The organism is Ensifer adhaerens (assembly GCF_028993555.1).
GTDB lineage: Bacteria > Pseudomonadota > Alphaproteobacteria > Rhizobiales > Rhizobiaceae > Ensifer > Ensifer adhaerens_I.
Window position 1 is genome coordinate 2458452 of record NZ_CP118611.1, and the last position, 13263, is coordinate 2471714.

Sequence of the window (13263 nt, forward strand, 5' to 3'; positions counted from 1 at the left end):
CGGGCTCACGCCTTGCCGGTGAGCGCAAGAACGCGATCCAACGCCGCCGTAAAACCCTTGAGTGACACCGAGAACGCTACGTCCTTTTCCGTATCGCTCGCAAAGGCACCGATCTTCAGCGTCGTTCCACTGCGCAGCAGTGCGACCGTACCCTCGGTAAACGTCAACGACACGATGCAGCCGATCAGCAGGCAGGTACGGAAGGGCGTCGGCTTGCCGCCGGTCGCCTCGTCGACGCCGAGGGTGACGCCCTTTTCCAAATAGAGGCCGAAAGGCAGCGCGAGGCTTCCCTCCAGACCGGCATTTTCGGCCGGCCGAAGCTCGAGCGTCAGCACGTGCTGGCCGCTCTTGTGAAACTGCCGCTGTGACACGAGGCAGTGCTTCTTACCTTCGACCTCGGCGCAGGCGACGCTCCAGTCCTCGTATGTTTCGGAGAGCTGAGAGGGCGCCGCGGCCTTGCTGGCCGCCGCGTCCTCTGCATGAAGCGGCGTGATGGCGACGAATGTCGCCATCAGCACTGTCGATAGCCAGACAAGCCGACGCATCAGAAGCGCACGTCAAGCTTGGCGTCGACCGCATTCTGCGTCGTGCCGGAGCCGAACTGGCCGGTGTAGGTGACGCCGAGGCTCGCATTGCCGGTCAGCGCGAAGTCGATGCCGGCCTCGATGATCGCCGCATCCTCGGCAATCGGCGTGCCGGCAACCGAGAAGGCGCTGCCCGTGCCGAAGGCCACGGTGGAGAACGGCGTCGTATCGCCGAAGGCGTGCTGCCAGCCGAGCATGCCGCGCACCTTGGCATCTGTGGTACCGAGGCTGAGCGGAGCAGAAGCGCGCAGACCGAGCGTCGTGAAGGTCGTGTCGGTCGTGTTGCTCTTGCTCGACAGCGCGGCCGCCGCACCACGCTCGGTGAAGCCGTCGGTGTGCAGGCTGACATAGGCGAGGTTTGCGAAGGGCTCGAGTGCGACGCTCGGCAGGTCGATGCGATAGCCGACTTCACCGAAGGCCTGGAAGGTGCCGGCGTCATAATCGGCCTTCAGCTGGTCGGAGAAACCAGGGAAGGCAACACTGCGCGAGGTGTTGATCGAATGCCAGGTGTAAGCGAGGCCCGACCTGAGCGCGACATCGCCCCAACGGCCACCGCCATAGACGCCGAGGTGATAGTTGTCGCTGTCACCATTGGAGGCACGGCTGTCGACGTCGAAGTTCGTCCGGCTGTAGCCGGCCATGATGCCGATCAGCGCGTTGTCCGAGACCGCCGCGTCGAAGCCGGTGACGAAGCCGCCCGTTGACTGATCGAGGCCGCCGGCGTTGCCGTTACCGTCGGTATTGGTCCAGGAGCCGAACACCTGGCCCCAGCCAACCATCGCCGGCGGCGCGGCGGGAACGGCGTTGACGGCAGCGACGGCACCCGTCGTGATCTTGTCCTCCGGGCCGTAGCCAAGAACCGGAACGCTCGCAGCCCCTACATCGCCGAAAGCGTCGCGAATGCGATTGTTGGCAGCATTGCGCAGCAGGCTGCTGTCGTTGATCAGCGCCGTCTGCGCCGAAGCATGGACTTCGCCGGACAGTTGGTCGAAGGCTCGGCGTGCGGCATCGCCGTCGAGGATCGTCAGCGCATTGTAGAGCCCGAGCGACGGGCCACTCTGGGCGAGCGTGTTGAGCGCGAGCGCCGTCTGACGCTGATTGCCGGTGGCAGCCTCGCCTTCAAACACGCCGGGTTCTGTGGGTTTCGGTTCGCTAGGTTTCGGTTCACCGGGCTTGGGCTCCTCGCCGGGTTTCGGTTCTTCGCCTGGCTTCGTACCGCCGTTCTTGACCTTGATCTTGAGGTCGACCTGCTTCTCCTTCTGGTCGAGCGAGACCTCAAGGAACGCCGATTTCGAGATAGCCTCGGCAAACTTTCCTTCGATGGCGCGGTCGGCGGTCAGGATCGTATAGGTCTGCCCGGTCTTGTAGCTCGTGTTCGGATCAAGGGCAGTGACCTGCACATTGGTGCCGCCGCCGATCTTGGCAATACCGGTGTTTTCGTTGGTGCCGATGCTCTTGACGACGATCCGGTCGGAGCGGCCGTCACCGGCAACATCGGCTTCATAGATCGAACCGCCCGCCATATCCAGCCGACCCATGATCGTCAGAGTACCGGTCGAATTGTTGCCGGGCGAAATAATCGCATTCTTGTCGATATAGGTGTTACCGACCGTGCCGGAACCGCCGAGACGGCCGAAGGCCGTGCTGCTCCTCGATTCGCCCCAGACGTTCACTTCACCGGTATAGAAGCGGTCCCCCTCAATCCGCCCTGTCGCGCCGTCGACGATCAGCGTGCCATTGGTCACTTCGAAATTGGTCTCGCTGTAGTAGAAAGGCGCTGTACGCGGGTCGTTGTCGATCGTGTCCAGGTTGCTCTTCAGGACAAGCTTGCCGCCGGAAACATTCACTTCGCCGTTGAACTTCGTCAGATCGCCGCTGACGATGGTCTCACCGGAGAAGCTGTTGATCGCACCCTCGCCGACGATCGTATTTGCGAACTCGTAACCGGTGTTGGTGTGGTTGAAATTGACGTTGCCCTCGCGCGGGCCCATGTCGATCGTCGTTGACGGATCGATCGTGCCGGCCGCCTGCGCCTGCCGGGCCACCGGCTCAGCGATGTTGTTCAGATCGACCTTGCCGCCGATCGTCAGATTGCCCATGCCTGGGTTGTTGATGCCGCCGACGGCGGAAAGCACGATGCCGCCACCGGCCGAAAGCTTGGCCCCGTTGGCGACGGAAAGGTTGACCCTTCCTGCTTCGCCGATCGTCAGCTTGTCGGCGACCTTCAGCTCGCTGCCGACGCCGTCGACATGGACCTGAATGGTGTCGACGCTCTCATCCTCGCGCAAGACGGCGGTGTTGGTCGTAACCACGGCGCCGTTTTCGATCGTGAAGCTGTCGCCGACCGTGAGTTCGCCCGTGTTGACCCAACGCGAATTATCACCGGTCACCAGGACCGTGCCGTTTTCGAAGTAGGCGGTCTTGGAGTTGATGAGGCCGCCGTTCTCGATCCTGACCGCAGCCGTGTTGAGCGTCAGCGCGCCATCGGCCACACCCAGATAGTCGGTGGTGAGCATGGAACCGGCACCGCGCACCACGAGCGTTCCGTCGCCTTCCTGAAGCGAGCCGACATAGGTTTCCTTGGCGGAGACCGTACCGCCGTTTTCGACGATCAGCGTGCCCTTGCCGCCATAGATGCCGTTTTCGAAACCGCCGATAAAGAGCGCGCGGTAGCTGTTCGGATTGGCGTCGACGATGTCCCAACTGGACCCCGGACCGGAAACGACGACCGTGCCGACGGAGCCTCTGCTGTCGGCGATGTAGCCGTTGGTGCTCTCGACCTTGGCGCCATTGTTGATCGTCAGCGTGGCGCCAGCGGGACCGCCGCGGATCACGAGATTGCCGTTGATCGTGTGGTCGCTGGACCAGGTCTCGTCGTTTGGTACGACCAGTCCTGCCGCCTTTGCCGGCGACGGTACGAGCGGCATCGCCGCCAGCATCATCGAGACAAGACCGACGCGGCCAAGGGCTGTCGAACTCAGAAGGTTGATCCTCGAAACGTCCGCCTTCGCACAGGTATTCAATGTCTGCCCCTTTTCCTTTGCATTCATGGGCGCACAACTCCCAGGCGAATGGTGACGCCGGGAAAGCGCGGTCATGGGCCGGCTATAGCAAGCCTGCGAAGGGGGAGAATTCGGCTTTCTGCAAACGGCAAATTGCAGCGCTGAAGGGCTGTAGCATTCTGCAAACGGCTTGATTTCGCCGACGAACGGCAATCGACATCGGCGCGCGCTTGGACCATAAAAATGGCATGAAACCAGAGGATGAAGCCAAATCGATGGACGGAAGCGCCTACATCGCAAGCGTACGGCGCGCGACGCTCTGGCTCGGTTTCCTCTACTGGTTCGTAGAGTTCCTCATCAGCAGCATCCTATGGGGCATACTCGGGATCGATCCGATCATGTCGGCGCCGGGAAAGTTGCTGCTGATGATCTGCGGCATGACCTTTTCCTATGGCATCGCCGCGGCGATGTTTGGCGTGCGGCACCAGCACATCGCGGTCAAGATCGTCGTCGGCTTCGCCACCTCGCTCGTAGCCGCCTTTGCCAATACCGGCGTCGACTTTCTGCTTTACCTTCTCATCGTTCGCCCCGATCCGATCACGGTCGACTGGACCAGCATCGGCTATACGCTCGTCTACAGCATGGCGACGTTCGTCGGCTGGTCGTTCTTCTTCGTCGCGCTGCTCTACAGTTTCGAGCTGCGCGAGCGCGAAAGGCGCCTGGCGATCACGCGCGAGGAGGCGCTGGCGGCACAAATGCGGGCGCTGCGCTACCAGGTCAATCCGCACTTCCTGTTCAATACGCTGAACTCCATCACCGGGCTGATCGAGGAAGGGCAGACCGTCGCCGCGACGCGCATGGTCATGTCGCTTTCCAACTTCCTGCGCACGACCCTGGAGCTCGATCCCTTGCACGACGTGCGGCTGGCGGATGAACTGGCCCTGCAAGCCGGCTACCTGCACATCGAAGGCGAGCGGTACTCCGATCGGATGAAGCTCAGGATGGACATTGCCAGCGGCCTGGAAGAGGCACTGGTGCCGAGCCTGATCCTGCAGCCGCTGATCGAGAACGCGGTCAAACACGGCGTTGGCCGCTCGCCCGAACAGGTCGAGATCGTCATCAGCGCCGCCAAGGTCGGCCAAGCGCTCGAGATTACCGTCGAGAACGATATCGCAGCCGAGGCTGGCAATGGGCGGCGCCAGGCCTCCGGCACCGGCATCGGCCTCAAGAACGTCGCGGATCGCGTCCAGGCGCGTTTTCCGGGAGTCGGTGCGTGCGTATCCGGGCTGGTCACGCCCAGACGTTTCAGAGCCGCAATTACAATGCCCCTGAGGCTTGCATGAACGAAATCCAGACAGTCCCCCTTTCGATCCTCATCGTCGACGATGAGCCGCTCGCCAGGCGCCGTTTGCTGCGGCTTCTGGGCGCGATGCCAGGGGTCGAGCTCTTGGGAACCGCCGGCAACGTCCAGCAGGCCTGCAGCCTCATCGCCGAAATGCAACCGGACGTGATCCTGCTCGATATCCAGATGCCGGGCGGCACCGGTTTCGACATCCTGGAGCAAGCGGGAAGCAACGCGCCCGCGGTGGTGTTCGTGACCGCGTTCGATCACTATGCGCTTCGCGCCTTCGAGGCTGCCGCCGTCGACTATGTCACCAAGCCGATCGAGGCCAGCCGCCTGCGTACCGCGATCGAGCGGGCGCGCGTAGCGATTGCCGCGCGAACGAGCACCGAACGCGTGGTGGAACTCAACGAAACCGTGCAGGCGCTGCGACAGGCGCTGCGCAAACACGAAACCCAGTCGGCCGATCTCTGGATCAAATCCCGCGGCGAATTCGTTCGCATCGCGCTCGACCGGGTCGTGCGCTTCCAGGCGGAGCGCGACTATGTCCGCATCCACATCGAGGGCCGGTCCTATCTGCATCACGAGAGCCTGGCGTCGCTCGAACGTCGGCTCGATCCGGCAGAGTTTCTGCGGCTTCACCGCAGCTCGATCGTGCGCCGCGACTGTATTGTGGGGCTGAAACAGGCCCCCTTCGCCGCCCTCATCGCCCTTCTCTCCGATGGCAGCGAAATTCGTATCGGGCGAACCTATGCGCGCCATATCCGGCCGACCACCGGCGAGCGCCCGCAAGCGGACTGAGGGCGGAAACCGGGAGCGCTGACCAGCGACTAGCGCAAGACCCCGCGCAGCCGCGGCACCGCAAAATCCACGAAGGCCCGAAGCTTCATCGGCACGAGACCCTGCGGCAGATACACCAGCTGGACCGGAAGCGGCGGGTGTTCGAACACCTCCAGCAACGGAACAAGTAGCCCTTCAGAAACCGGACGTGCCACCTGATAGGAAAGCACGCGCGTCAGGCCAAGGCCGGCGATGGCGGCATCGACGGCTGATTCCGCCGTGTTGACGATCAACCGCGACCGGATCGGGGTCGCCAGTTCGCGCCCACTGTCGAGGAAGCGCCAGACATGGGCGGCCGTGACGTTTTCGAAGGTGATGCAGTCGTGCCCGACGAGTTCATTCGGATGCCCGGGGGCGCCGTGCCGCGCGACATAGTCGGGGCTGGCATAGACTACGCGGCGGACTGAGCCGAGCTTGGTCGCCACGAGGTTGCTGTCGGGAAGGTTGCCGATCCGAAGCGCCACGTCGATGTGGTCGTCAACGAGATTGGCAAACCGGTCGCCCAGCGCCAGCCGCATGTCGATCTGGGGATGGGCCTTCAGGAAGTCGACAACGACAGGCAGCACATGCAGGCGACCGAAGACGATGGGGGCAGAGATCGTCAGGTCGCCCTTCACGGCATTGTATTCGCCGGCGGCCACTCTTTCCGCCTCCTCGACGCGCGCCAGAATCTCCTTGGCGGCCTCGACATAGGAGCGGCCGGTTTCCGTCAAGAGGACCTTGCGGTTCGTCCGGGTGATGAGCTGGGCGCCAAGATGCGCTTCCAGTTCCGAAACCTTTCGACTGACGGTGGCAAGCGGAACCTTGAGCTGCCGCGAGGCGGCCGACAGGCTGCCGTTCTCGATGACGGCAAGCAGAACGCCCATGGCGTCGAGACGATCCATCTTTCCTTCCAAAAAACGGGAATCAGACTATCATACCCGCAGTCTACTGCCAAAAATTGGAAAGTCATAGATTGTTCTCGAAGACGGTTCATCCCGAACTGTCGGAGGGCCGCGACGGCTCTCATGCTCTTCGAGGGACATCTCCCATGAAACTCTATCGCCATCCGTTGTCCGGCCACTCGCACCGGGCGCAGCTCTTTCTGTCGCTGCTCGGCGTACCGCACGAACTGGTCGACGTCGACCTCAAGGCCCGAGCGCACAAGGAGCCGGAGTTCCTGAAGCTCAACCCGTTCGGCCAGGTTCCGGTGCTCGATGACGATGGCACCGTCATTGCCGACAGCAACGCCATCCTCGTCTATCTCGCCAAGAAGCTCGGCCGCATCGACTGGCTGCCGGAAGATCCGGCCTTGGCTGCCAAGGTGCAGAAGTGGCTTTCGGTCGCGGCCGGCGACATCGCCTTCGGCCCCGCGGCTGCCCGGCTCGTCACCGTCTTCGGCGCCAGTCTGCGGGCGGACGAGGCGATCGCCCGAGCGCATCGCGTTCTGGCGCAGGTCGATGCGGAACTGACCGGGCGCGACTTCCTGCTCGGCGCCCGGCCGACCATCGCCGACGTTTCCCTCTACAGCTACGTTTCCGCCGCGCCGGAGGGCAATGTCGACCTCTCCGACTACCCGCAAGTCCGCGCGTGGCTTGCCCGCATCGAGCGCCTGCCCGGCTTCGTCGGCTTTGAGAAGACGGCCGTTGGCCTCGCCGCCTGACGAACCGGCCCGGGGCGGCCAAACTGCCCCGGGCCTCACCCCAACGAGGTTTCAGATCATGCCGGACAATGCACAACAGAAGCGGCCGGACTCCCCCTGGCACGAAGGCGAACTCGCCATCCAGCGCAGCCTCGGCGTCGTCGAGCGCATGGACGCGACCGGACGCAATTTCGTCCGTACCTTCATGCCCGAGCAGCACCAGCAGTTCTTCCCCATGCTGCCGTTCGCCGCCTTCGGCGCGGTCGATGCGAAGGGCGATATCTGGGCGACGATGCGCGCCGCGGCCCCCGGCTTCATGCAGGCGCCCGACGCCTGGAACCTCGACGTGCAGTTACCGCGCGAACCCGACGATCCGGCAGATGCCGGCATGGACGATGCCAATTCCATTGGCATGCTCGGCATCCAGCTCGAAACCCGGCGCCGGAACCGGCTGAATGGCGCGATCCGGCGCGACGGCGACGACGGCTTCACCATTCGGGTGCGCCAGAGCTTCGGCAACTGCCCGCAATATATCCAGCTCCGGCAGTTCTCCTTTTCCCGCGACCCATATGAACCGGCATCGCAACGGCCAGTCCGCTACACGGGCCTCGACGATCGTGCCCGGGCAATCATCGCCAATGCCGACACCTTCTTCGTCGCCTCCTATGTCGACCTCGACACCGGCGAGCGGCAGGTCGATGTCTCTCATCGCGGCGGCAAGGCCGGCTTCGTCGAGATCGGCGAAGATGGGGTGCTGACCATCCCGGATTTCTCTGGCAACCTGTTCTTCAACACGCTCGGCAACTTCATGGTCAACCCAAGGGCCGGATTGCTGTTCGTCGACTTTGCAACTGGCGACATGCTGCAGATGACCGGCAGCGCCGAGGTCATCCTGTCTTCGCCGGAAGTCGCGGCTTTTCAAGGCGCCGAACGCCTGTGGCGCTTCCGTCCGCAACAGGTCGTCTATCGTGCTGACGGCATGCCGCTTCGCTGGGCGTTCGAAGAGAATGGCTGGTCGCCCAGCCTGCTTTCCACCGGCGACTGGGATCAGGCGAAGGTCCGCCTGCAGGCGGCCTCGCTTGCCGAAGCGTGGCGGCCGTTTCGGATCGCCCGCATCGAAGATGAAAGCGCGACGATCCGCTCGCTTTACCTCGAACCGGACGACAGTGTCGGCCTGATGGCCCATCGGGCCGGCCAGCACCTGCCGATCCGGTTGACGAGCGAAACTGACGGAAAACCGCTGGTCAGGAGCTATACGCTTTCTTCGGCACCGACCGACGGCTTCTACCGCATCAGCGTCAAGCTGGATGGGGCCGCCTCGCGTCGACTGCAAAGCATGAAGCCCGGCGACCGGATCGAGGCGCGCGCTCCGGCGGGCAGCTTCACCATCGACGGTACCGAGCGCCGCCCCGCCGTGCTGATCGGCGCAGGCGTCGGCATCACGCCAATGATAGCCATGCTCAAGCACATCGCTGCCGAAGGCCGCCGTAAGCGCCGCTTGCGTCCGACCTGGTTCTTCCACGCCGCCCGCACAGTGGACGAGCGCGCCTTTGACCACGAGGTCGCCGCTCTGGTCGAGGAAGGTCAGGGCACAATCCGCCTCATCCGCGCGCTCAGCCAGCCGGGTACAGCCCGTGAGGGGCAGGACTATGACATCGCCGGCCGCATCGACATCAGCCACCTCAAGGCCACCCTGCCCTTCGACGACTACGACTTCTATCTCTGCGGCCCGGCGGCTTTCACGCAGTCGCTCTATGATGGATTGCGCGCGCTCAATGTGGCCGACGCCCGCATTCATGCGGAAGCTTTCGGGCTCTCGTCGCTGACCCGGCGGCCGGATGGCGGTTCTGCGCCGATCATGCCGCCGCCGGCCAGCGCTCCGGTTCACGTCGTCTTCGCGAAATCCGCCAAGGAGGCGCGCTGGCAACCGGGCGATGGCAATCTGCTCGATCTCGCCGAAGCGCGCGGCCTGACGCCGGAATACGGTTGCCGCAACGGCAGCTGCGGCTCCTGCAGAACGCCGGTGCTCGAGGGCAAGGTGACTTACCCGTCGCAGCCCTCCTTCCCGGTGGCAGAGGGCGAGGCACTGATCTGCTGCGCCGTACCGGCGGAAGGCGAGGAGCACAAACTGCATCTTTCGCTCTGAGCTCTGGTTCGGCTATTGATGATGCACCACATCATCAGTCAGTCGACGTCGGCCGAGCGGGATACGCCATGAACGACCAACAGTTACGCGAAATCGTGCTCTGGCTTTCCGAACAGGGCCTGAAAGGCCTGGAAGAGCCGGAGCTGTTTGCCGGGTTCTGCGAGCAATGCCGCGCGGCCGGCCTCGATCTCGCCCGCGCGCTCGGGCTGATCGACACATTGCATCCGGAAATCGAGGGCCGCGCCTTCCAGTGGAACGACGAGAGCGAGGTCACGCCCGAAGTCATCCAGTACGGCTCAACGACCACAGGCGAGGCACTGCTGAACTGGCAGAACTCGATCTTCTACCACATGCTTTGCGACCGAACGGCGGAGCGTCGCCTCCGGCTCTCTGCCGGCGAGGGAACCACCTACAACATACTGGACCGGTTGAAAGACGAAGGCCACACCGACTGCGTCAGCATGATCCACCATTTCACCGACCAGGGCCGTGTCGGCGAGATGGACTGTTTCTATTCCTATTGGACCACGCGGAATGACAGCGGCTTCAGCGAGGATGATATCGCCGCGCTCCGAATCCTGCTTCCGACCCTTGCGCTTGCGGTGAAGGCCGGCTCATGCGTGCGCATCATCAGCACGCTCGCAGACGTCTATCTCGGCGCGGATGCTGGCCAGCGCGTGGTCAAGGGCAGCATTGCCCGCGGCTCGGCAGAACGTATCGAAACGGTCATGTGGTTCTCGGACCTGCGCGGCTACACACGCATCTCGGACACCGCCGCCCCAGACGAGATCATCCCATTGCTCAACGACTATTCTGGCACGGTGATCACGGCCGTTCACGACCACGGCGGCAGCGTGCTGAAGCTCATCGGTGACGGTGTGCTTGCGATCTTCAACGCCGACGATCCGGCGACCGCCTGCGCCAACGCGATTGCGGCGGAACGGCAGTTGCGCCGCATGCTGGCCGAGCTCAACGCAAGCCGGCAGAAGGAAGGCAAGCCGACGACCGATGTCTATCTCGGGCTCCATATCGGCGAGGTCTTCTACGGCAATATCGGCAGCCAGACCCGGCTCGATTTCACCGTCGTCGGCCCGGCCGTCAACGAAGTGAGCCGCATTTCATCGATGTGCCGTTCGGTCGAGCGGCACATGATCATGTCTTCTGATTTTGTCGAGGCGTGTCCGCCGGAACATCAGGTCCATGCGGTGTCGCTCGGTCGCTTCGCGCTGCGCGGCATCGCCCGGGCAAAGGAACTGTTCACCTGGGATCCGGAATTGCCGGTGAATTGAGAAGGCGCCGCTACTGGCTCATCACGCCTTGGGAGACGCGCGAGAGGTGGCGGTGCTGCAGCTCGGCCTGAACCTCACCCTGGAAGTCCATCACCTGCCGGCGGACCTCGTCTTCCGAGCAGCCGCAGGCAAAGAGCTCGTCGGCGAGAGTGCGGCACCGGCGGCGCCAGAATTGCAGCGCTTCGGCGCCATGCAGGTCCTCGAGTTCGGCGGCAGCGGTGCGGATGGCGGTCAATCTCCTCGCCACTGGAAACGGAACGATCGTGCTAACATCGGATTCCGTGGCTTTCACTGATTGATTGCCTGCCATCGTCTCATTCGCCCCCTGAAACTTCGTGCGTTGACGCGAACGCTTGAAGACGCCCTACGCTTGTCGATATCGAGCACCTCAGATGCCTCCGATGTCCCCAATCGAAGGCGAAGCACTCTGGTGATTCCTGTTCTACGAAGCTTATGGTTAACGTTTCCTTCCCGCCGGCGCCGCCAAGTGCGGATTGATCCTTTGCGAGACGGAAGATGTCTTCCCAGTCAAACGCACGACACGCTTTTCCGCTTTTCTGGGTTGGTTTCCGGCACAAAACATGACATTGAAAATCATATTTCTGCTGACCCCTCGGTCGCCGCCCCCCAGTGAGTGCCCTCGCATGTTGAAGCGTTTCTTCGCGTTCTATCGCCCTTATCGCGGACTGTTCATTCTCGACTTCTCCTGCGCCGTATTGTCCGGCCTGCTCGAACTCGGCTTCCCGATCGCGGTGAAGCTGTTCGTCGACCAGCTGTTGCCGAGCCAGGAATGGACGCTGATCCTTCTGTCCTCGGCCGGCCTTCTGCTCGTCTATCTGCTCAACACCGGTCTGATGGCGACGGTCACCTATTGGGGCCACATGCTCGGCATCAACATCGAGACGGACATGCGGCGGATGGCTTTCGACCATCTGCAGAAGCTCTCGTTCTCGTTCTTCGACAACCAGAAGACCGGTCATCTGGTCGGGCGCCTGACGAAGGACCTCGAGGAAATCGGCGAAGTCGCCCATCACGGGCCCGAGGACCTTTTCATTGCGATCATGACCTTCATCGGAGCTCTGTTGCTGATGTTGATGGTGCACTGGCAGCTGGCGTTGATCACGGCGGCCGTGGTGCCTATGACCGCCTGGGTCACCAGCCGTTACGGTGGCCGTATGACCCGGAATTTCCGCAGCCTCTATGGCCGTGTCGGCGACTTCAACGCCCGGATCGAGGAGAATGTCGGCGGCATGCGGGTGGTGCAGGCCTTCGCCAACGAAGAACACGAACGCAGCCTGTTTGAAACCAACAACCAGAACTACCGCCGAACCAAGCTCGAAGCCTACCGCATCATGGCCGCCAGTACCTCGCTCAGCTACATGAGCATGCGGCTGACGCAGCTGATCGTCATGATCACCGGCTGCTACTTCGTGCTGACCGGTGAACTGACGAATGGCGGCTTCGTCGGCTTCCTGCTGTTGGTCGGCGTGTTTTTCCGCCCCGTCGAGAAGATCAACTCGGTCATCGAAACCTACCCGAAGGGTATTGCCGGCTTCAAACGCTTCCTCGAACTGATGGAGACCGAACCCGATATCGAGGACCGTCCGGGCGCTGCCGATGTCAAGGGCCTCAAGGGCGACATCGCCTATCGCGGCGTCTCCTTCGGCTATAGCGCCGAGAAGCCGATCATCCAGAACATCGACCTGACGATCCATGCCGGCGAAACGATCGCCTTCGTCGGCCCCTCGGGCGCCGGCAAGACGACGATCTGCTCTCTGCTGCCACGCTTCTACGAGGTCAGCGAAGGTTCGATCACCGTCGACGGCACCGATATCCGCGACATCACGCTCTCGTCGCTGCGTGGTCAGATCGGCATCGTCCAGCAGGATGTCTTCCTCTTTGCCGGCACCATTCGCGACAACATCGCCTATGGGCGGCTTGGCGCCAGTGAAGCGGACATCCAGGACGCCGCCCGTCGCGCCAAACTCGACGGCATGATCCGGGCCTTGCCCGAGGGCATGGATACGGTGATCGGCGAGCGCGGCGTCAAGCTTTCCGGCGGGCAGAAGCAGAGGCTGGCGATCGCCCGCATGTTCCTGAAGAACCCGGCGATCCTTATCCTCGACGAGGCGACCTCGGCGCTCGACACCGAAACGGAAAGGGCGATCCAGCAATCGCTGGCCGAACTTTCCAAGGGCCGGACGACGCTGATCATTGCGCACCGGCTGGCAACGATCCGCGATGCCGACCGCATCGTCGTCGTCGACGGCAGCGGCATTCGCGAACAGGGGCCGCATGAAACGCTGCTTGCCGCCAAGGGCGCCTACAGCCGCCTCTACCATGCCCAGGCAGGCGCCGGCTGACCACGCCGCGGGGCTGCAGGCATTGCATGCGGAAGGAGGGGGCGATACGAACGGAACACAACGTCCCCTACCCTCC

At 63.1% G+C, this 13263-nt stretch carries 10 protein-coding genes; 6 read left to right on the forward strand and 4 right to left on the reverse strand.

Features of this window, described 5'->3' with window-relative positions; genetic code table 11:
* Nucleotides 1-5: 5 nt before the first annotated feature.
* Together PWG15_RS31250 and PWG15_RS31255 are read right to left on the reverse strand one after the other, a co-directional pair.
* Nucleotides 6-512, reverse strand: coding sequence for an invasion associated locus B family protein (locus tag PWG15_RS31250; protein WP_275025466.1), 507 nt, complete (start codon nucleotides 510-512; stop codon nucleotides 6-8).
* Between the two features lie 32 nt (nucleotides 513-544).
* Nucleotides 545-3634, reverse strand: coding sequence for an autotransporter family protein (locus PWG15_RS31255; RefSeq protein ID WP_275025467.1), 3090 nt, complete (start codon nucleotides 3632-3634; stop codon nucleotides 545-547).
* 200 nt (nucleotides 3635-3834) lie between these two features.
* Between PWG15_RS31255 and PWG15_RS31260 the strand changes: the two genes are divergently transcribed.
* Together PWG15_RS31260 and PWG15_RS31265 are read left to right on the forward strand one after the other, a co-directional pair.
* Complete coding sequence (locus PWG15_RS31260; protein ID WP_275025468.1) at nucleotides 3835-4929, forward strand: sensor histidine kinase; 1095 nt, start codon at nucleotides 3835-3837, stop codon at nucleotides 4927-4929.
* Nucleotides 4926-5729 (forward strand): LytR/AlgR family response regulator transcription factor, encoded by an 804-nt coding sequence (locus PWG15_RS31265; protein WP_275025469.1) that lies wholly within the window; start codon nucleotides 4926-4928, stop codon nucleotides 5727-5729. The genes PWG15_RS31260 and PWG15_RS31265 overlap by 4 nt, the downstream gene beginning before the upstream one ends.
* A 29-nt stretch (nucleotides 5730-5758) precedes the next feature.
* Here the strand turns inward: PWG15_RS31265 and PWG15_RS31270 are convergent, their stop codons facing one another.
* Nucleotides 5759-6652: a LysR family transcriptional regulator gene (locus PWG15_RS31270; protein WP_275025471.1), complete on the reverse strand. Its 894-nt coding sequence runs from the start codon at nucleotides 6650-6652 to the stop codon at nucleotides 5759-5761.
* 146 nt (nucleotides 6653-6798) lie between these two features.
* Here PWG15_RS31270 and PWG15_RS31275 point away from each other — a divergent pair, with 146 nt between their 5' ends.
* The 3 genes from PWG15_RS31275 to PWG15_RS31285 all read left to right on the forward strand — a co-directional run bounded on the left by PWG15_RS31275 (nucleotide 6799) and on the right by PWG15_RS31285 (nucleotide 10824).
* Entirely contained in the window at nucleotides 6799-7410 is a 612-nt protein-coding gene (locus PWG15_RS31275) for a glutathione S-transferase family protein (protein ID WP_275025472.1), read from the forward strand.
* Between the two features lie 58 nt (nucleotides 7411-7468).
* On the forward strand, nucleotides 7469-9535 hold the full coding sequence (locus PWG15_RS31280) for a 2Fe-2S iron-sulfur cluster-binding protein (RefSeq protein ID WP_275025473.1): 2067 nt from the start codon (nucleotides 7469-7471) through the stop codon (nucleotides 9533-9535).
* Nucleotides 9536-9603: 68 nt separating this feature from the next.
* Entirely contained in the window at nucleotides 9604-10824 is a 1221-nt protein-coding gene (locus tag PWG15_RS31285) for an adenylate/guanylate cyclase domain-containing protein (RefSeq protein ID WP_275025474.1), read from the forward strand.
* 10 nt (nucleotides 10825-10834) lie between these two features.
* On the opposite strand, the gene PWG15_RS31290 is transcribed toward PWG15_RS31285, so the two are convergent.
* The gene (locus tag PWG15_RS31290; protein WP_275025475.1) at nucleotides 10835-11059 is read right to left on the reverse strand and encodes a DUF6074 family protein; all 225 of its coding nucleotides are present in this window, start codon (nucleotides 11057-11059) and stop codon (nucleotides 10835-10837) included.
* Between the two features lie 409 nt (nucleotides 11060-11468).
* On the opposite strand from PWG15_RS31290, the gene PWG15_RS31295 reads away from it, so the two are divergent.
* Nucleotides 11469-13187, forward strand: a complete 1719-nt coding sequence (locus tag PWG15_RS31295) for an ABC transporter ATP-binding protein (RefSeq protein WP_275025476.1) — start codon at nucleotides 11469-11471, stop codon at nucleotides 13185-13187.
* Nucleotides 13188-13263: the final 76 nt, after the last annotated feature.